The sequence below is a fragment of the Streptomyces sp. NBC_00377 genome (genome assembly GCF_036075115.1).
Lineage (GTDB): Bacteria > Actinomycetota > Actinomycetes > Streptomycetales > Streptomycetaceae > Streptomyces.
This window is the reverse complement of sequence record NZ_CP107958.1, coordinates 7,900,826-7,920,028: the sequence shown is the minus strand read 5'-3', so window position 1 is coordinate 7,920,028 and position 19,203 is coordinate 7,900,826. Positions and strand designations below refer to the sequence as shown.

Sequence of the window (19,203 nt, the reverse complement as noted above, 5' to 3'; positions counted from 1 at the left end):
CGTCAGCTGTCCTTGCGGAGGGCGTGGGCGAGCAGGTCGAGGAAGGAGCGGTTGATGAGGCTCGATTCGGCGGGCCTCAGCGGGCGCCGGGACAGCATCGCGGCCTGCCCGTAGAGGGCTTCGGCGCTGGTGTGGGCCAGCTCCGGTTCGTCGATGGCGACGGCGGTGCGGACCAGCGGGTTGAGCTGGTTGAGGATCAGCTGGGCGCGCGGCGCCTCTTGGCGCAGGGCGCCGAGGATGTCACCCCACAGGCCGCCCTCCTGCTCGCGGGCGAGCTGGGACCGGGTGCGCTCGTGCCGGGCCTCGCGGCTGTCGACGAGGAGGGCGGGGGCCGAGGCGGGCTGGAAGGTGCGCAGCGCGACGTCGCAGTCGAAGACGGCGAGGGCGTCGCGGGCCTGGGCGAGGTACGCGGCGGCGGCGAGTTCCGTGTCGCGGTCGACGGGGTCGAGGTGGGCGGTGAGGGTCGCCGGGTCGAGGTCGGCGACGGCGGCCTCGGGCCTGATCTCGGGCAGCCGGTGGACCAGCTCACGGTCGTAGGTGTAGCCGCCGTTGACGACGCCGAGCCCGGCAGCCGAGGCGATCGCCGCGACCTGCCGGAACTCCTCCACGCTCGACGTCACGAGCACGGTGCGGTGGGTGCGCGCGAACTCGTCGAGGGTGGTGTGCCCGTCGGTGGTCTCGAACGGCAGCCAGGGCAGCAGCATCCGCAGGATCTCGTCGTCGTGCACCGCCAGCGACTTCACGGCCAGGTGGTGGGCCCGCAGGAAGCGGGCCAGCAGGTCCGGGTCGCTGGCGGCGGCCCGGGCGATCCAGGCGCGCAGCCGCTCGGCGAGGGCGTCGCGGACGGCGGCGAGGGTGTCGTCCTCGTACAGGGACTCGCGGGAGGCCGTCGGGCGCAGGCTCTCCGCGTCGACGACGCAGCGGACGAAGAAGGCCCACTCGGGCAGGATCTCCTCGGCCTGTTCGGAGAGCAGCATCCCCTTGACGTGCACGCGGTGGCCGTGGCGGCGCCCGGCGGGCACCGTTTCGGGCAGGACGCACGCGACGCCCTTGAGGCCGACCGCCGGCAGGTCCAGTTCGATGGTGTCGAGCGGCGTGAATCCGAGGACGTCCGCGCCGTAGGCGGCCAGCGCCCGGGAGCGGGCTCCCGGCGTGGGGTACGTGCGCGCCCAGGGCGCGGGCTCGGGGTTGACGGCCGCGCCCGGGCCGCCCGTGCCGTCGTCGAAGGTCACCGGGTGGCGCAGCAGGGAGCCGAAGTGCCGGGCCAGCGCGTGCACCTGGGCCGGGCGCGTCCACTCGAGCGCGTCGGCTCGCGGCGTGAGGGTGACGGTGGTGCCGGGCCGGGGGCGGGCGGAGGCGGGCAGGGTGCGGACGGTGTAGCTGCCGTCGCCGCGTCCCCGCCACTCCACGGCCGGTGCGCCGGGGGTGCGGGCGGAGCGGCTGAGGACGTGGATCTCGTCGGCGACCAGGAAGCAGGAGAGCAGGCCGATCCCGAACTGGCCGATGAAGTCGCCGCGTTGCTCGGCGATGCCCTCTGCCCGCTTGCTGCTGCGGCCGATGGTGGCGAGGAAGGTGTGTACATCGGCCTCGGTGAGACCGACGCCGTCGTCCTCGACGCGGACCACGGATGCGTCGGCGTAGAGGCGGATGCCGAAGGCGCCGGCGGGTGCGGACGGTTCGAGGCCGTGCCGTGCGGTCAGCGCGTCCACCGCGTTCTGCATGAGTTCGCGGAGGTAGACACGGGGGCTGGAGTAGAGGTGGTGGGAGAGGAGATCGACGAGGCCGCGCAGATCGACCTGGAAGGTGCGGTCGGCGCCGGCCGGGTCCACGGCGGTGTCGGGCGAAGTCATCGGGCAGTCCGGGGTGGGAGGGACGACGGGTGGCGGGCGGGCGGCACCGGGGCCGGCGGGTGCTCAGGCACGGCGGTGGCGGAGGGCGAACTGCTTCTCGGGCTCCCCGAAGTACTTCCACGGCCACAGGGTGTAGGCGCCGTCCAGCGTGCGGAAGACGCGCCGGACGGTGTGGCGTTCGCCGGCCAGCGACAGGGCCATGGCGAACGTGTTGAAGTCCTCCTGCCAGCCCGGGCGCCACGCGTAGGCGGGGTGCAGGATGCTGTGGTCGGCCGCCTCCCGCAGCTGTGCCTGGATCTCGGCGGTCCGCAGGTGGTCCCCGCGCTCCGACTCGACCCACTCCTCGATGTACGCCATGGGAAGCACACAGCCGAGGCGGTGCCCGTGCGGGGCGCGGGAGAACGCGTCCCGGGCGAACGCCAGGGCCTGTCCCGGCTCGCCGTTCCAGCGGGGCTGCAACTGCGACACCCACTCGATGTGGGTCTCCAGGTCCAGGGGGTCGCGCCGCAGCGCGGCGTCGAGGCGGGCCTCGTTGACGGCGGTGCCGAGCGACATGCCGCGGCCGGACGTGAGGAGACGGCGCCACGGGGTGACCCAGTCCGGCCGCAGCTCGGCGGCCTCGAGCAGGTGTTCCTCCGCGACGAGGAGCCGCTCGTGGAAGACCCGCCACTGCTCCTGTGTGACGTGCACAGCGCGCGCGGAGGTGCGGGCCTGCCAGCCCCAGATGATGTGGCGTGCCCCGGATATGAGCAGGGCGGTCGCCCGGTGCTCCTTGTCCTCCTCGACGGCCCGGCCGATCCAGTCCTGCACGCCGTCCACGTCGGCCAGCTCGCCGAGGACCTGGTGGTCGCGGCCGAGGTCGAAGGGGGCGAGTGCCGCCCTGACCGCTTCCCAGTCGCCCGCCTCGGCGGCCTCGACCAGCGCGAGCACCCGCGCGTCGCCGAGCGCGCGCAGCGTGTACATCCCGTTCTTCTGTCTGCGCGGGGCGGGAAGGGCATGCGGACCTGCCGCGGATCTCTCCGCGCCCCTTCCGAACAGCTTGCCGAACATGCCGCGCCCTCCCCTGGTCCCGCGTGATCTTCGGGGGCAGCATAAACGGCGCCACCGACACCACTTCCACAGGGTTTTCACCAACGCTCCACCGCTCGGTCCCCTTGCCGAACCGACGGTGCACCGCCGCGGCCCGTGCGGGCGGGACGCGGAACGCCGTACCGCCAACCGGGCGCAATGTGACGCTCGTTGTCATACCTTGGGCCCATGGCGCTGCATCACCACAGTGACCGCCCGTGGCGCGTGAGGGTGGACGACGAGGCAGGCACCCCCTGTGGCGCCGGGGTGCTGCTCGACGACCGCCACGTGCTCACCTGCGCGCATGTGGTCGGGTTCGCGGGAGCGGCGCCCGGGGGCACCACGTCCCACGTCCGGATCAGCAGTGTGGCGTGCCGCCCCGAGTGGACCCGCACCGCGCACGTGGCCCCGGACACCTGGGTGCACGACCACGGCACACAGCGCGGCGACGTCGCGCTGCTCGAACTCGACGAGCCGGCCGGCTGCGGCACGCGGACCACGCTGTGGAAGGCGCCCCTCTCCGGCGGCACGGTCCAGGTGTACGGCTTTCCCCAGGACGAACCCTTCGGCATGGGGGCCGACGCACGGCTGGCGGGATCCGGTCACCGGCAGGGCGAGTGGGGCCTGCTGAAGCGGATACGCGAGGGCGATCCGTGGATCGAGCGGGGCTATTCGGGCGCCGGGGCGATGGCGGTGGGCGGCGCGTTCGACGGTCATGTCATCGGCATCGTGGTGGCCGACTACGTCAACGGCGACGCCAAGGCGGCCTGGATGCTGCCGACCGAGACGATCCTGACGTACCTGCCCCGGATCGAGGAGTTCACCGGCGGCGACCGTAATGACGAACTGGGGCGCTCGCACGGTGAGTTGTCCGGCGACGTGCTCGGCGACCCGCTGCGGCTCGCACTGACGCAGGAGCTCACCCGGCTGCTCGACAGCGACTGGTGCGGCACCGTCGTCGTCGGCACCGGCGGCACGACGGCCGTGGGCGACTCCTGGCTGGTCCGTCTGGTGCGGACGGCCGATCCGGCGGCCCGGGCCACCGTCACCGACGCCGAACTCACCGGCGCACCCGGGGACACCGTCCTGCGGCTCGGCACCATCGACGCTGCCTACGACGCACGCGGCAGGTCGCTCGCCGATGTCAGCGGCTACCTCACCCGCCGGTTCGGGCTCCCCGGCGGGGACGCCCACGAGGTGCGGCGGCAACTGCTGCGTCGCAGGCCGCCCGCCTGCCTGGTGGTGGGCGGCGTCGACCGGGCCAGGGACCCGGAGGCCCTCGTACAGGACCTGCTGGGGCAGTTGGCCGCTCGGGCCCGGTCGCGCGGCGTCCGCCTGGTGCTGGGCTTCGAGGGGGTGCCACCGGCCGGTCTCCCCCACGACGTCAGCCTCGACCCCGAGCCGCTGCGCGGAGACGTCGGCCGGAGTGTGACCGCCGCCGAGGTCCACACGGCCCTCGCACAGCTCACGGCGCAGGAGGACGCCGCGTCCGCGCTGCACCAGGAGTGGGGTCTGCGGTTCTTCGCCGCGCCCCGGCTGCCGCCGCGCGCCGCGCCCCGGTTACGGGTCCGGCTGGCCGTGGCCCGGACGACGCAGCCGAGCCCCGAACTCGCGGCGATCCACGACCGGGCCGACGACGCCCGCGCCGCCCTGACCCGCTTCGATCGCGACCTGCGCCGGCTGGTCGCCGCGCACGAGGACCTCACCGCCGGCCTGGAACTGCACCGCGTGCGGGCCGCGCGGTACTTCGGCGACGAGGACCGGCGGCTCGCCGAGCGGCACGCCCCCGCCGCCCGTGCGCTGCTGACCGAGCCGATCGACCTCGGGACCGCCCGCACGCTGGTCAGGCGCTACATCGACGAGGTCGACCGACGCTTGGAGGAGAGGTGACATGCGGGGATGAGCGGGCTGATGTGCAACCGCCCCGGCTGCGGGCGCGGCGCCGTCGACGAACAGGGATTCTGCGACGTGTGCGACCGCCGGCCGCTGCCGCAGGAGGAGGGCGCGGCGACGCCGGCCGCGCAACCGCCGGCGCGGGGCGGCGCGAGGGTCGGCGTGGCGCACGTGCGCCCCGATCCCTGGTACGGCCTCGCGCTGGTCGACTCCGATCAGGCCCCGGACATACCGCTCACCTCGTCGGACCCGGTCGCCGAGGCGCACCGCTTCTGCCCGGACCCGTCGTGCCGGCAGCCGGTCGGCCGGGGTCGTGACGGCGAACCGGGCCGGACCGCCGGCTTCTGCCCGCACTGCGGCACCCGGTTCGACTTCGCCCGGCCCGACGGTCTGACCATCGCCGGCCGTTACGACGTCGCCCGCGTCGTCGGCTCGGGGGCGTACGGCGCCGCCTACCTCGCCCACGACCGCAATCTGGCGACCCAGGTCGTACTCAAGGCCCTGCACAAGTCGGTCGCCAAGACCGCCCGGCACGAACGGGACGTCCTGGTCGGACTCCGGCACGACAGCATCGTCCGCATCCTGGGCTACGAGCCCGAGGGGCCGCACCTGGTCCTCGAGTACGTGCCGGGCGAACCGCTCTCGGCCCGGGACGGCGACCGTCTGGAAACCCTCCTCGCGCACGGCGTCCGCGTCCTCCAGGCGCTCGACTACCTGCACGCGAGGGGTCTGCTGCACTGCGACGTGAAACCCCTGAACATCATCCGCTTCCGGGAGGAGAGCCCGGCGGGCGCGCTCGACCGGGTGCGGCTCATCGACTTCGGCGCGGTGCGCAGCCACACGAAGGACACCGGGCCGGTCGTGGCCTGCACGAGGGCGTACGCGCCGCCGGAGACCGATCCGGAGCATCTGCACCCGACCCCGGGCTTCGACCTCTACGGGCTGGGCATGACCCTGCGCGAGGTCTGCCGCACCCGCTGGACGGACCGCAGCGCGCCGGGCGTCGACTCGCTGCATCTGCTGCTGGACCGTGCCACGGATCCCGCGCGACCGTGGTGGCGGTTCGTGTCGGCACGGCAGTTCGCGGAGCAGCTCAGCGGTGTCATCCGCCAGGTCGTGGCGGCCCCGCCCACGCGTCGTCAGGTGGCCAGGCCCTCGGCCCTGTTCGGCTCGGTGCCCGAACCGCTGCACGGCGGACTGGGGGCGGCCCGGCCCCTCGCCCACTGGGTGCAGGCGCGCTGGACGGAGGCGCAGCCGGACGCGCAGGGCCTGCTGGAGATGCCCGCGCCGTTCTCCTCACCGCGAGCCGGTGACGTGGCGGCCGCCCTCCCGGCTCCTCTGTCGGATCCCGACGACCCAGGGGTCACGGGCTCGGCGGGCGGCGCGCTGGCCGAGGGCCGGCTCGCCCTGCGCAGAAAGGATCCGGCGTCGGCGGCGGCACAGCTTTCGGCGGCGGGCCTGCCCGACTGGCACTGGCTGTCCGACTGGTACTGCGGCCTGATCGCCCTGGCCGACGGCTGCCCGAAGCGGGCCGCCGTCGTGTTCGGCCGGGTGCGCAGGGCACTGCCCGGTGAGCTGATACCGCCCCTCGCCCTCGGCCTGTGCGCGGAGCTGCGGGGGGACCGCACGGTCGCGCGGTCGCACTACGGCACGGTCTTCGGCACCACGCCCGCGCTCGGTGCGGCCGGTTTCGGACTGGCCCGCGTCCTGCTGCTGGCCGGCGAGCGCGCGAAGGCGGTGGAGGTCGCCGAACAACTGGCCGAGGAGTTCCGCTACGAACGCGAGGCGCGCGTGGCTGCCGTGCGACTGCGTGTCGTGGTCCTGCCCGGGCCGGGCCGTCCGGCGCCGACCGAGGACGACGTGGCCCTGGCCAGAGCCGCCCTGCCCGGTCTCGACGTGGACGAGGCGGCGGCCGCCGCGCTGCGCGCCGAGATCCAGTACGCGGAGTTCCTGCGCACCCGCGACCGGTTGAAGCTGTCCGACACCGTCCGCGCCCTCGCTCCGCACGCGCCGACCGAGCGCGAGTACGTCGCCCTGGTGGATCTGGCGAACCGGCTGCGTCCGGCGCTGAGATGGGGATGGTCCAAAAGACGTGGCAGAACGGGTCATTCCCGTTTCGGAGCGACGACCGGCAGGCTAAGCTCCTAGCACTTTCCGTCGAGAAAGCTCGCACGCTCCGTAAGGGAACACGCAGCAGCGACACGATCGGGTGGTGCCGGTGGGGGACAGGTCGCCCTTGGGGCTCGACTTCGCCCTGGAAGTGGACGCACCCTCGGATCTGCCCTACGACGAACGCCGCGCGGACGCCCTGATCACCGTCACGGCACGCTCCGCCGCGAGCTCGGCCGCGCAGGCCCCGGCTGCCGAGATCCTCATCATGGACCGCTCGCTGTCCATGTCCGGGCACCGACTGGACGAGGCGAAACGCGCGATGTGCGCGGGCATCGACACCCTTCGGGACGGCACTCTCCTGGGGATCGTGGCCGGCAACCACACGGCAGAGGTGATCTTCCCGACGACGGGCGGTCTGGCCCGCGTCGACGCCTGGACCCGGGAGGACGCCAAGCTCCGGGTGGTCGGCCAGCTCGCCGAGGGCGGCACGGCGATCGGCCAGTGGCTGGCACGCGCCCGCCATCTCTTCTCCTCGGTGGACTCCCCCGGCACGGTGCGCCACGCGGTGCTCTACACCGACGGCAAGGACGAGCACGAGACACCCGAACAGCTGGGCGAGATCCTCGCGGAGTGCACCGACCGATTCGTGTGCGACGCCCGGGGACTGGGCGACGACTGGCGCTACACCGAACTGCTCCGCGTCACCGAGGCACTGCACGGCACGGCCGAGGCCGTCGTCACATTCTCCGACCTCACACAGGACTTCACCCGTCTGATGCGCGAGGCGCAGCGGATCGTCGTACCCCGGGTCTATCTGGGCCTGCGTCTCAACAGCGTCTTCCGGCTGGGGTTCGTTCGGCAGACCCGCCCCGTCGAGGCGGAGTTGACGGCACGCCAGCAGCACGGCGAGGAGACGCACGTCCCCCTGGGTTCCTGGCCGCCGGAGAGCCGCCAGTACCAGATCTCCCTGCGGTTCGGTGCCGACAGCCTGCCCGTCGACGAGACCGTGCGCGCCGCCCGCGTCACGCTGCACGCCGAGTTCCCCGACGGAACGCGCCGGCCCTGCTCCGAGACGGCCGCGATGGTCGTGAGGCGCCGCTCGACGCCCGGCTTCGGCATCGCCCGCTCCCCCGACCTCACCCGCGTCGAGAACGAGCGCGAACTCGGCATGGCCATGCGCGCCTGCGCCGACGCCCATCTGCGCGGTGACCTCGACCGCGCGGACCGCGAACTGAGCCTGGCGATCGGCCTCGCGCAGTCCCTGCGGGACACGGCGCGTCTGAAACTGCTGCGCGCGGTGGCGGCCGGCGGCCCCGACGGCCGGCTGCGGGTGCGGCGGGACGTGACCCGGGGCCAGATCCTGGGAATCGGCGTCGAGTCGACCAAGACCGCGAGACGACCGGTGGACCCGCACGATCCGCACGATCCGCTGCCCCGGGGGTCCGGACTGCCGCGCGTGTGCCCACGGTGCGGTACGACGTCGGCCTCGCCCACGGCCACGTTCTGCGAGGAGTGCGGGCACCGGCTCGGGGACGCGGGCGTCGGCGACGAGCCGGTGGACGCGCCGTGACCGGCGCGCGGACACGGACACCGGTGCGGGCACGGGTGCGGGAGCGGATTCGGGGGCGGGTCCCCCATCCGATCGTCCTGCTGCGGTGGCTGCGGGCGAGCATGCTGACTGTGGTGGCGGTGACGGCGCTGCTGTATCTGGTGGTGGCGAACCGGGCCGGGGAGCAGATCGCGGCCGCCCACCGCACGACGACGGCCATCCGGCACATCGGCGCCGCCTACGAGCAGGCCGGCAAGGCGGACGACGCGCTCGACGCCGTCTCCGGGATCGGGGCGGTCGCCCTGACCGGCACCGGCGGCGACTTCGCCAACGCCACCACCCGTGTGACCTCCCACCTCACCTCGGCGACGGAGGGCAACGCGGCCGGGGAACAGGGACTGAGCCACATCCAGTTCGTCCAGGGGCAGTTGTCCACATGTGTGCAGGCGGCCAACAGGGCGGTCCTCGACGGGGCGTCCGGCGTGGCGCGGGCCCGCGACGCGCTGGACGACGCGCCGGAGTACGACGGGAAGGAACCGGTCCCCTTCACCGGCGGTCTCAGACAGTCGCTCAGGGATCTCGAGGAACTGGAGGCCGAAGCCCGCCGGGACCAGCTCCGGTCGGGCTGGCGCGACCCCGCCCTCCTGTGGCCCCTGTTCATCGCACCGGTGACGGTCATGCTGGTGCTGGTCTGCGCTACGGGCTACATCGTGGCCCGGCGCTACCGGCGCTATCCCAGCCCGGCACTCGTCCTGGCCCTGTCGGCCACCGCGTCGGTCGGCGTCGCCATGTGCACGACCGACCCGCTCGCCGCGGGGATCGCGCTGCCGGTGCTCGCCGCCGCCGGTGCGCTCACATATCTGGCCTATCGTCCCCGGCTCGCCGAGTACAGGTTCCCCCGCTCATGAGGAGACTCACGGCACCCCTCGTCCGCTGCGCCCTGGTCCTCGCGCTGCTGCTGGCGCCGGTCGCGTGCGGGGAACCGCGGCAGGACAAGGTGACGATCATGGTTCCCTGGTCGGGCACCGAGTTCCAGGCGTTCTACGCGGTCGTCAAGGCCTTCGAGAAGGATCACGACATCGACGTCGAACCGCAGGTCACCCGCGCCCTGACCCAGCAGCTCGACGCCGCGGTGGCCGCGGACGCGGAGCCCGACCTGGCCGTGCTGCCCAGCGTCGGGGCGATCGCCAAGTACCGCGAGGAAGGGGCGCTGCGCAGACTCGGCATCGACACGCAGGCCTATGTGCAGCCGTTCCGCGGGCTCGGCATGCACGGCGGGGAGGTCTACGCCGTCCCCGTCAAAGCCGACGTCAAAAGCCTCGTCTGGTACGACGCCAGGGTCACTCCCCGGCCTCCCGACAGCTGGACGGCGCTGCGGTCCCGTTCCGACGACTGGTGCCTGGGGCTGGAGTCGGGCCCGACCTCCGGCTGGCCCGGCGCCGACTGGATAGCGGACATCCTGCTCGCCGACGGGGGCGTCGACCCGTACACCGACTGGGCGTCGGGGGACGTGCGATGGGACGGGAAGCCCGTCAGGGACGCCTGGACCGCATGGGGGGACCTCGTGGCCGGCGCCCGCAGGGGCGCGGCCGCGTTCAACTTCCGCGCCGCCGCGAAGAGGATGACCGAGAGGAAGTGCTCCCTGAGCCACGGCGCCCTGTCCGCGATGGCCTTCGATCCGGCCCAGGTCAAGGACGACGGGTACACGTACGTGCCCTCCTCCCGTGAAGCGCTGGAGGTCTCGGCGGACTTCGTCGGGAAGTTCACCGGGAACAGGAGCGCCGACGAGTTCATCGCGTACCTGGCGGGTGCGCGGGCCCAGCAGGCATGGGTGGACGAACCCGGCTTCGCGCTCTCCGCCGACAGCCGGGTGACACGGTACGCCGACACCACGCAGGGCCGGATAGCGCAGATGCTCCGCTCGCCCCGGTACACGCTCTGCTTCAGCGCCGCCGACGCGATGGACCCCGACGTCTCCGCCGCCTTCTACCGGGCGGTGCTGGACTACGCGAACGGCAAGGCGGCGGGACCGCTGCTGGAGGCACTCGACGACGTCCAGGAAGCACTCGGGTACGCGAACCCGAAATCACCGCCGCCGCCCGGACCGCTCTGCCACACCCCCTGACCCCCGCCGCCCCCTCACTGATCCTTCCTTCAGGAGCCTTCATGCCGGACGCCGTCCAGTTCAGCCTCGACGACGGCACCGTCGTCCTCGTGTCGCCGCCCGCCCGCACCGGGACCGGGGCCGTGGGTCTGGGAACCCGGCTGGAGAGCGCGGGAAGCAGTCTGCGCGAGGCGCTGACGCCGATCACGGCCGCGGCCTCCGAGGTGATCAGCGAGTTCCGCGGCGTCGCCCAGCGGCCCGACGAGGTGGAGGTCACCTTCGGCGTCGTGCTGGACGCGAAACTCGGCGCGGTCCTGTCGAGCGCCGGCGTCAGCGCCCACCTGGACGTCACCCTCCGCTGGAGCGGCACCGAAGCGGCACCGCCCAGCTGACCGGGGTCCGTGGATCCCCCTGCCGGACGCTCCCGTGACTGCCGTGTTCCCGCACGTCGCGCCTGTCATAAGACCCCAGGTCCACGCGCCGGACCGACGACGGGGGTGAACGGCTCGGCAGCCGGCTCGCGCAGGGCGTCGGAGACGGACTTCACGCCGCCGTGCGCGGTGAGCCCGCCGTCGACGGGGATCTCGGCGCCGGTGATGAAGGATGCCTTGTCGGACCAGCAGGAACCGACGAGCGGGGCGACCTCGTGCGCCGTACCGGTGCGGCCCAGAGGTGTCTCGCGGACGTTCGCGTCGCGGAAGGCGGGCGCGGCGGCGGCGGTCTGAACAGCCTCGACGCGATCCACCGCACGGTCCGTCCCCCTCGTAATCGACAGCACCACCGTCATCGCGTCGCATCACATCGGCAGGGGCAGGGGCAGGGGCATCGGCATCGTGGACATCCATCGCGGTGCCGGTCGCCCCGCCGGAGCACTCCTGGAAGTCCGGGCCGGCCTTGCCCCCTCGGGCCCCGTCCTCACCCGCTGCGCCGACCCGCTGGCCCAAGCGGCAGCGCCTCGGGGCGGCCGGGTCAGGGAAGTTCCTGCTCGGCCCAGATGATCTTTCCGTCGGCCGTGTACCGCACTCCCCACCGATGGGCGAGCTGGGCCACCAGAAAGAGGCCGCGGCCGCCCTCGTCCATGATGCGGGCATGCCTCAGCCGCGGGGCCGTACTGCTGGCATCGGAGACCTCACAGGTCAGACGGGCGTCGAGGAGCAGCCGCAGCCGTATGGGGGGCGTGGCGTAGCGAACGGCGTTGGTGACCAGCTCGCTCACGATGAGCTCGGACGTCATCGCGAGGTCGCCCAGCCCCCAGGCCTCCACCTGGCGGGTCGCCCGGGCCCGGACGTCGGCGACGGCGGCCGGGTCCACGGGAACGTCCCAGGAGACGACGCGGTCGGCGCCCAGGGCATGGGTGCGGGCCAGGAGCAGGGCGATGTCGTCGGGCCTGGGCACGGGCACGAGCTGTCGCACCGCCGAGGTGCACAGGGCCGTCAGGTCGGCCTCGGACCGCGCCAGCACCTCGCCGAGCCGGTTCATGCCCTGTTCGATGTCCCGGTCGGCCGTCTCGACGAGGCCGTCGGTGTAGAGGCCGATCAGGCTGTTCTCGGCGAGTTCGATCTCGGTGGCCTCGAACGCCATCCCGCCGAGTCCCAGCGGGGGTCCTGCCGGGGGCTCCGGGAACGACACCCGGCCGTCGGCGGTGACGACGACGGGGGGCGGATGTCCGGCCCTGGCCATCGTGCACCGCTGGGTGACCGGGTCGTAGACGGCGTACAGGCAGGTCGCGCCCAGGAAGGCGGTAGCGCTCTGCTGGGCGGCCGGGTCGTCGGTCCGTTCGGCACTGAGGCGGAGCACGAGGTCGTCGAGGTGGGCCAGCAGTTCGTCGGGGGGCATCTCCATGTCGGCGAGGGTCTGCACCGCGGTGCGCAGCCGGCCCATGGTCGCCGCGGCGGTGATGCCGTGCCCCACCACGTCGCCGACGACGAGACCCACCCGGGCCCCGGACAGCGGGATCACGTCGAACCAGTCCCCTCCGACCCCGTCCGTGGCGTCCGCCGGCAGGTAGGAGGAGGCGACCTCCAGCGCCGTCCCGCCCGCCAGGGCGTGGGGCAGCAGGCTCCGCTGGAGGGTGACCGCCGCCGTGTGTTCCCGCGTGTACCGGCGGGCGTTGTCGACGCAGAGCGCCGCCCGCGCCGCCAGCTCCCGGGCCGGCAGGACGTCGTCGGACCGGAAGGGGACGGGGTTGACGGACCGTACGAAGGTGGCGAGGCCCAGGGCGGTGTTGCGGGCCCGCATCGGCACCGAGATGAGGGAGTGGAGTCCGAACGCGCGGATGCTGGCCGCCCTCTCGGGCTGTTGGGCGGTCCACAGGGCGTCGGAAGGATCGAGGACGGGGATGTGGATCGGCTCGCCGTCGATGAGCAGATGGGCGTCGTGCGGCGGGGGGAGGAAATCCACCCGGTCCCCGATCCGCGCGACGGCCTCCGGGCAGCCCTCGCGCACGGACGCCATCCCGGCCCGCCGCATCACCGGCCGCACGGGCGCGGGTCCCGCGTCGGTCAGCCACGCCCCGTCCCCCTCGGTGCTGAGCACCGGTTCCAGGAGGTCGACGATGACGAAGTCCGCGAAGCGGGGAACGGCGAAGTCGGCGAGTTCCTGCGCCGTGCGCATCACGTCCAGGGTCGTGCCGACACGGGTCCCGGCCTCGTTGACCAGCGACAGCAGTTGCCGGGCGTCCCACCGCTCGGTGACGTCCTGGACCATGTAACAGACCCCCGTGATCGAGCCGTCGTCGCCCACCAAGGGGAAGAAGGACGTGGAGTAGGCGTGCCGGCGGTGGGGGTCGGCCCAACTCCACCCCAGATACTCGTAGTCGGTGACCGGGATGCCGGTCTCCAGCACCTTGCACATCAGCTTCTCGAGGGAGACCGCCTGCAACCCGGGCAGCAGGTCGCTCAGCCGCCGCCCCAGCCGCTGTTCGCGCGGCACACCACCGAACCGTTCGAGCGTGTCGTTCAGCCACACATAGCGCAGCTGGAGATCCATCACCGCCATTCCGACCGGGGAACGGGTCAGGAACCCGTCGAGGACGGACTGGCCCACCGTCCACCGCCGGCTGCGTTCGCGGGCCGAGAGCAGAAAGCACTCGTCGTCGCCGATCCGGAAGGAGGCGGACACCCTCAGGTCGACGTCGAGCACGCGGCCGTCGCGGTGCCGTACCGGGACGAGACCGCTCCACCCCATTCCGGCGCGGCACCGCTGTGCGACACCGGCCACCCGGGCCGGATCCCGGTCCATCGCCACCAACTCCGCGGCCGAGCGGCCGACCACCTCCGACGCCGCGCGGCCGAGCAGTTCCTGTGCACCGCGGGTCCAGCCGACCACGACGCCGTCGGCCGCCACGATCGCCGCCGCGTCGGTGGACGCGTCGAGGAGATCGGGCGGCCCCGCGGGCGTCGGAGCGTCGGAAGCTTCTCGTGCAGAGTCCATGGCGGCCGTCCTTTACACGACCCATGGTCCTGCTTGTCCACGTGATGCGCACGGCGCCGTCGGCCCGCCCCCGGTGCTCCCGGCTTCCGCACTCGGCGCACCGGGGGCAGCATGGAGGGACAGGAGGAGGCTCGCGATGACAGCCGAACCCATCCGGCCGGACGGCGACCCGTACGGTCCCGAGGCGCATGCCCCCACCGGTCTGCTGGACGTGCTGAGCGTGTCCGCGATGGTCGTCGACGCCGAGGGGCGCATCGTGTTCTGGACCCCCCAGGCGGAGGAGCTGTTCGGCTACACCGCTCAGGAGGCCCTCGGCAGGTACGCGGCACGGCTGCTGATCCGTCCCGAGCATCTCCAGTCGGTGGTGAGGCTGTTCGCGGAGGTGCTGGAGACCGGCCGGAGCTGGGCCGGAGCCTTTCCCATCCGGCACAAGGACGGCAGCAGCCGCCTGATGGAGTTCCGCAACATGCGGCTCCAGGACGATCTCGGGGACGTCTACGCCCTGGGCATCGCCGCCGACCACAATCTGCTCCAGCGCGTCGAGACCGACCTCGCGCTGTGCGAACGGCTGATCAACCAGTCCCCGATCGGTCTGGCCCTGCTGGATCCGGAGCTGCGCTATCTGCTGGTCAACCCGGCGCTCGAACGGGTCGACGGCATCCCCGCGGAGAACCATGTCGGCCGCAGCCTCAGGGAGGCGAAGCTCCTGCCCGACATCGACACCGTCGAGTCCGCGCTGCGGCAGGTGCTCACCACCGGCACCCCGCTGCTCGACCAGTACCACGTGGGCCGCCCGCCGACCGACCCCGACCACGAGCACGCCTGGTCGCTGTCCTTCTACCGCCTGGAGGACCCGGGCGGGCGGGTCCTGGGCGCGGCCGCCTCGGTCGTCGACGTCACCGAACGCCACCGCGCCGCCGCGGAGGCGGACCGGGCCCGGCGGCGGCTCGCCCTCATCGCCGAGGCCTCCACCCGGGTCGGCACCACACTGGAGGTGGACCGCACCGCCCACGAGCTGGCCGAGATCGCCGTCCCGCAGCTCGCCGACGTGGTCGCCGTGGACATCCTCGACTCCGCGCTGGCCTGCCGCCGCTCACGCAGGCCGGACAACGGCCCGGAGCTGTTCCGGGCCCTCGCGCTGAAGGCGGCCCACCCCACCGTGGCGCTGCGTGCCGCCGACGCTCCCGGCGATGTCGCGGCCTACGAGGGCGATCGCCTGGTCACCCTGTGCGTGCACACGGGCAGGCCGGTCCTCGTGCGGCACGTCGGCGAGCAGGACATCCCCCGGATCGCCCGCGACGCCGGGGCCGGCGCGCTGCTGGCCCGGGCGGGTGTCCACTCGTATCTCGCGGTGCCGCTGATCGCCCACGGCGAGGTGCTCGGCGCCCTGGACCTCAAACGCACCCGCAACCCGCTCCCGTTCGACGAGGACGATGTCGTCCTGGCCGGTGAACTGGCCGGCCGGGCCGCCGTGGCCATCGACAACGCCCGCTGGTTCGAGAGTGTGCGCAACACCGCCCTCACCCTCCAGCGCAGTCTGCTGCCCGACCACGCGGCCCACCACACCGGTCTGGAACTGGCCTCCCGCTACCAGCCCGCCCAGGCGACCAGCGAGGTCGGCGGCGACTGGTACGACGTCATTCCGCTGACCGACGACAAGACCGCGCTGGTCGTCGGTGACGTCATGGGCAACGGCATCGACGCCGCCGCCACCATGGGCCGGCTGCGCACCGCCACCTGCGCCTACGCCGATCTCGACCTCGATCCGGGCGCCGTGCTGCGGCATCTGGACAAGATCACCTGCGATCTGGAGCACTACATCGTGACCTGCCTGTACGCGGTGTACGACCCGCGCACCGGGCAGTGCCGCATCGCCAACGCGGGCCACATGCCGCCCGCGCTGGCCGGCACCGGCCGTGACCCCAGGCTGCTGGACCTGCCCGCCGGGGCCCCGCTCGGCGTCGGCGGCGTCGCCTTCGGGACCACCACGGTCGAGCTCGTCCCCGGCGATCTGCTGGTCCTGTACACGGACGGTCTCGTGGAGACGCGCCAGCACTCCATCGACGACCGTCTGGACGTCCTGCTCACCTTCCTGGACGAGCCCGGCCGTCCCCTGGAGGAGATCTGCGACCTGCTGCTCTACGGCCTGCGCCACCCCGACGACCACGACGACGTCGCCCTGCTCATCGCCCGGATCCTGTAGCGGATGTGTCGGCCATGACGAGCCCGGCGATGTGGGCGGTGACCGTGTCGAGGATGTCGGTCCAGGCGCCCGCGTCGCCGAGCACGAGGTAGTTGAGGGTCAGTCCGTCGGTCATCGCGGCCAGGTAGCGGGCCAGCACGGACACGGGGACACGGAGCCGCAGGTCCATGCCGCTGCGGAGCTGCTCGATGAGTTCGGTGTAGGCGTCGCCGTACAACTCGTACTGCCGCCGTGCCAGTTGCTCGAAGCCCGGCTCGCGCAGGGCGTACTGGGTGAGTTCGTAGGTCAGCATGTGCTCGTCGGGGTGGGCGCGGACGTGGTCCCAGTACGCCTGGAATCCGGCCCGGACGGTCTCCTCGAGGGTGGCCCTGGGCCGCAGCGCGTCCTTCACGACGCTCACCGAGTGGTCGGTGAGCGTCGTGATGACGGACTCCACGAGGGCCTGCTTGGAGTCGAAGCAGTAGTGGAAGACGCTGAGGGACACCCCGGCCTCGGCGGCGATGGACCGGGTCGTCGTCTTGGGGACGCCGTCCCGGGCCATCGCTCTGATCGCCGCTTCCGTCAGCTGCCGGCGCCGCTGCGCCGACGGCATCCGTGCCATGTGTGTCCCCCCGTGACCGCCTGTCAGGCGCTGTGCACGCCCACTTCGTACAGCGAGTATCCCCAATCCGTGCCCCGGTCCAGGCCGTGCACCCGGACATAGCGGGCGGGGGTGCCGGTGAACCTGGCGGTGTCCAGGCCGCCGTCACCGGAGGTGGTGGACCAGGCGGTCGTCCAGGTGGCGCCGTCGGTGGAGAGTTCGACGCGGTACGACTTGCCGTACGCGCGCTCCCAGTCGAGGGTGACACGGGAGACCAGGTTGGTGGAGCCCAGGTCGACCTGCCACCACTGGTCGTCGCTCCAGTCACTGGCCCAGCGGGTGGCGTCGTCGCCGTCCACGGCGCGGCCGGGCTGGTAGCTGGTGAACGGGTTGGACTCGGACGAACCGGCGGTGGCGGTCCGGCCCTGGGCGAGGTTCACCGAGGCCTGGTGCCGCTCGGTCGAGCCCCAGGTGTCGAGGTAGGACTCGGCGCCCCGGAAGAGGTCGTCGACCACGCCCTGGCCGGCGACGAGCCGGATGTCCTCGATCCAGTCGGGGATCAGACCGACGTCGGCGGCACCGTCGGTGTTGTAGTCGAAGGTGCGTGTGCCGACGGTCTGCCGGCTGACGACGGAGCCGCCGTCGACGCTCTTGAAGGGGTACGTGACCTTGTTCGCGGCGTCGGCGCCGCGCGGGGCGGGGTGGTCGCCGATGCCGTTGAAGTCGGTGCCGTAGCCGTAGCCGACACCGTACTTGTCACGCAGCGCCTCGGTCCGCGCGGCCTCCTTGCCGAACGCCTCGGAGCCGTGCATGTACTGGGCGACGAAACCGCCGAGGGAGTAGACCCGTTCGGTCCAGTTGAGGTCCATCCAGCTGTGCGAGGACAGGACGCCGGGGTAGTTCGCGGCCTCGAAGATGTCGAGCGCCTGGCCGGTGGCCTTGACGCTCATGTGGTCGATCTCGAGCATCATCTTGCGCTTCATCATGGCGCGTACGGCGTATTCGCCCAGGCCGGTGAGGCCTCTGGTGTTGCACTGGGCGTTCGAGTCGTAGGACGGGACGTCCGTGCCCGCCGGCAGGTCGGCCTCCGCCGTGGACGCGGCGGTGCCGATGGGGTTGTCGTGCTGCGGTCCGGTGCACTTCTCGGTCTTCCAGAAGGTGCCGGTCGACAGGAACTGGCCGACGTTGATGGCCGTGCCGAGGCCGCCCTCGTCGAAACGCACGCCGCACAGCGCGTTGTCGAACTTGTGGCACAGGAACATGCTGCGCACGCCGAGCCCGTACAGCTCGTCCAGTCCCTTGTCGATGTCCTGTTGGCTGCACTGCGCGATGTCGAGGATCTGCTTGCAGCCGAACGGCTCGGAGGTCTCGACGCCCAGGACGACCGCCAGCTTCCCCTGCTTGACGACCTCACGCGCCTGCGCGCTGTCGAGGACGATGCGGAACCAGCCCTTGCCGGTACCGCCGTACATCTTGTCGATGTACGCCTGGAGGTCGTACGCCAGCTTCGCCTGGAGGCGGATCGACGTCATCTCGTCGCAGCTGCGGTCCTTGAACGGGTAGACGGAGCAGATCATGCCGTTGGTGACGAGGTCGTTGACGAGCACCCGCTGACCGCCGCGCCAGGCCCGCTCCACCCAGGCGTAGTAGTTCGCCTGGTGGGTCATGGAGTCGTAGGCCGGCCAGTCCTTGAAGGTCGGCCAGCCGGCCGGGTCGTGCTTCCCGTCGCCGCCGTGGGTGATGTAGTCGAAGATCGCCAGTGATCCGTCGGGGTAGTGCTCGGGACAGTCCTTGAGCGCGTCGGCGACGCCGGCTTCGGAGAAGACCTTGCCGCAGATGAGCCGCCCGCCGAAGGCCTCGTTGGAGAAGAGGTGGTTGTGCGCGTCGACGAACCCGCGCACCTGGCCCGCCGAGTCGGTTCCGGTGAACGGCTCGCCGGTGACACCGATCTGCGAGTCGGGGTTCGGCCTGGCCGTCGGCGTCCACCAGTCCGCGGCGGCCGCCGAACTCGGCGTCGGGCCGAGGATCGTGGCGAGGACGAGGAGGAGCAGGGAGACGACGGTGACATCCCGCCGTCTGCGGTACGGGCGTCCGGTCATGGTCACAGCCCACGTCCCTCGGTCGGCGGGAAGGCGCGGTCGACGTGGGCGTTTTGACTGCCCATGAGATTGTCATGACCGACGCAAGATAATGCGATGAGGATCGAGCCGGACCGCCTACCGAGTCAAGAGTCCGGGACGCTTGACCTGATGAGTGGTGCACCGCTACACGACCCGAACGCCCCACGTCGGCGCGGCAGTTGCGTAACGAGCACCATGGGAGCGCTCCCCCACCCGGACCCTTCCCCACCCGGTCACCCCCGCCCGGACGTACGCCGGAGCCAGGAGTGCGGCGGTGCCGGGAGTCCGACGG

12 protein-coding genes and 1 pseudogene are annotated in these 19,203 nt (G+C 72.4%); 7 read left to right on the top strand and 6 right to left on the bottom strand.

Annotated elements, in window-relative coordinates; translation table 11 throughout:
• Window positions 1-2 precede the first annotated feature (2 nt).
• Window positions 3-1,850: an HSP90 family protein gene (locus tag OHS71_RS35230; protein ID WP_328483358.1), complete on the bottom strand. Its 1,848-nt coding sequence runs from the start codon at window positions 1,848-1,850 to the stop codon at window positions 3-5.
• Window positions 1,851-1,913: 63 nt separating this feature from the next.
• Entirely contained in the window at window positions 1,914-2,900 is a 987-nt protein-coding gene (locus tag OHS71_RS35225) for a hypothetical protein (protein ID WP_328483357.1), read from the bottom strand.
• Window positions 2,901-3,107: 207 nt separating this feature from the next.
• On the opposite strand from OHS71_RS35225, the gene OHS71_RS35220 reads away from it, so the two are divergent.
• The 6 genes from OHS71_RS35220 to OHS71_RS35195 all read left to right on the top strand — a co-directional run bounded on the left by OHS71_RS35220 (window position 3,108) and on the right by OHS71_RS35195 (window position 10,968).
• Window positions 3,108-4,808, top strand: a complete 1,701-nt coding sequence (locus OHS71_RS35220; RefSeq protein ID WP_328483356.1) for a trypsin-like peptidase domain-containing protein — start codon at window positions 3,108-3,110, stop codon at window positions 4,806-4,808.
• 9 nt (window positions 4,809-4,817) lie between these two features.
• Entirely contained in the window at window positions 4,818-6,959 is a 2,142-nt protein-coding gene (locus tag OHS71_RS35215; RefSeq protein ID WP_328483355.1) for a tetratricopeptide repeat protein, read from the top strand.
• A 70-nt stretch (window positions 6,960-7,029) separates the two neighbouring features.
• Complete coding sequence (locus OHS71_RS35210) at window positions 7,030-8,493, top strand: VWA domain-containing protein (protein WP_328483354.1); 1,464 nt, start codon at window positions 7,030-7,032, stop codon at window positions 8,491-8,493.
• Window positions 8,490-9,380, top strand: a complete 891-nt coding sequence (locus OHS71_RS35205) for a hypothetical protein (protein WP_328483353.1) — start codon at window positions 8,490-8,492, stop codon at window positions 9,378-9,380. Before OHS71_RS35210 ends, OHS71_RS35205 begins: the two co-directional genes overlap by 4 nt.
• Window positions 9,377-10,597 carry an extracellular solute-binding protein gene (locus tag OHS71_RS35200; protein WP_328483352.1) on the top strand — a complete coding sequence of 407 codons (1,221 nt, stop codon included), beginning with the start codon at window positions 9,377-9,379 and terminating at the stop codon, window positions 10,595-10,597. The genes OHS71_RS35205 and OHS71_RS35200 overlap by 4 nt, the downstream gene beginning before the upstream one ends.
• 41 nt (window positions 10,598-10,638) lie before the next feature.
• Window positions 10,639-10,968: a CU044_2847 family protein gene (locus tag OHS71_RS35195; RefSeq protein ID WP_328483351.1), complete on the top strand. Its 330-nt coding sequence runs from the start codon at window positions 10,639-10,641 to the stop codon at window positions 10,966-10,968.
• Window positions 10,969-11,033: 65 nt separating this feature from the next.
• On the opposite strand, the pseudogene OHS71_RS35190 reads toward OHS71_RS35195, so the two are convergent.
• Both OHS71_RS35190 and OHS71_RS35185 read right to left on the bottom strand, forming a co-directional pair.
• Window positions 11,034-11,312, bottom strand: a pseudogene (locus OHS71_RS35190) (SDR family oxidoreductase); the annotation flags it as partial.
• Window positions 11,313-11,545: 233 nt separating this feature from the next.
• Complete coding sequence (locus tag OHS71_RS35185; protein ID WP_328483350.1) at window positions 11,546-14,008, bottom strand: SpoIIE family protein phosphatase; 2,463 nt, start codon at window positions 14,006-14,008, stop codon at window positions 11,546-11,548.
• 136 nt (window positions 14,009-14,144) lie between these two features.
• On the opposite strand from OHS71_RS35185, the gene OHS71_RS35180 reads away from it, so the two are divergent.
• Window positions 14,145-16,211: a SpoIIE family protein phosphatase gene (locus OHS71_RS35180; RefSeq protein ID WP_328483349.1), complete on the top strand. Its 2,067-nt coding sequence runs from the start codon at window positions 14,145-14,147 to the stop codon at window positions 16,209-16,211.
• Here the strand turns inward: OHS71_RS35180 and OHS71_RS35175 are convergent.
• Window positions 16,192-16,812 (bottom strand): TetR/AcrR family transcriptional regulator, encoded by a 621-nt coding sequence (locus OHS71_RS35175; RefSeq protein WP_328483348.1) that lies wholly within the window; start codon window positions 16,810-16,812, stop codon window positions 16,192-16,194. The two genes, OHS71_RS35180 and OHS71_RS35175, sit on opposite strands and share 20 nt — an antisense overlap.
• Before the next feature lie 23 nt (window positions 16,813-16,835).
• Window positions 16,836-18,890, bottom strand: a complete 2,055-nt coding sequence (locus OHS71_RS35170; RefSeq protein ID WP_328483347.1) for a galactose-binding domain-containing protein — start codon at window positions 18,888-18,890, stop codon at window positions 16,836-16,838.
• Window positions 18,891-19,203: the final 313 nt, after the last annotated feature.

Bases quoted from the DNA above. Each gene is read 5' to 3' on its own strand.
- OHS71_RS35230 (WP_328483358.1), bottom strand. From the start codon at position 1,850: ATGACTTCGCCCGACACCGCCGTGGACCCGGCCGGCGCCGACCGCACC.
- OHS71_RS35225 (WP_328483357.1), bottom strand. From the start codon at position 2,900: ATGTTCGGCAAGCTGTTCGGAAGGGGCGCGGAGAGATCCGCGGCAGGT.
- OHS71_RS35220 (WP_328483356.1), top strand. From the start codon at position 3,108: ATGGCGCTGCATCACCACAGTGACCGCCCGTGGCGCGTGAGGGTGGAC.
- OHS71_RS35215 (WP_328483355.1), top strand. From the start codon at position 4,818: ATGAGCGGGCTGATGTGCAACCGCCCCGGCTGCGGGCGCGGCGCCGTC.
- OHS71_RS35200 (WP_328483352.1), top strand. From the start codon at position 9,377: ATGAGGAGACTCACGGCACCCCTCGTCCGCTGCGCCCTGGTCCTCGCG.
- OHS71_RS35195 (WP_328483351.1), top strand. From the start codon at position 10,639: ATGCCGGACGCCGTCCAGTTCAGCCTCGACGACGGCACCGTCGTCCTC.
- OHS71_RS35185 (WP_328483350.1), bottom strand. From the start codon at position 14,008: ATGGACTCTGCACGAGAAGCTTCCGACGCTCCGACGCCCGCGGGGCCG.
- OHS71_RS35180 (WP_328483349.1), top strand. From the start codon at position 14,145: ATGACAGCCGAACCCATCCGGCCGGACGGCGACCCGTACGGTCCCGAG.
- OHS71_RS35175 (WP_328483348.1), bottom strand. From the start codon at position 16,812: ATGGCACGGATGCCGTCGGCGCAGCGGCGCCGGCAGCTGACGGAAGCG.
- OHS71_RS35170 (WP_328483347.1), bottom strand. From the start codon at position 18,890: ATGACCGGACGCCCGTACCGCAGACGGCGGGATGTCACCGTCGTCTCC.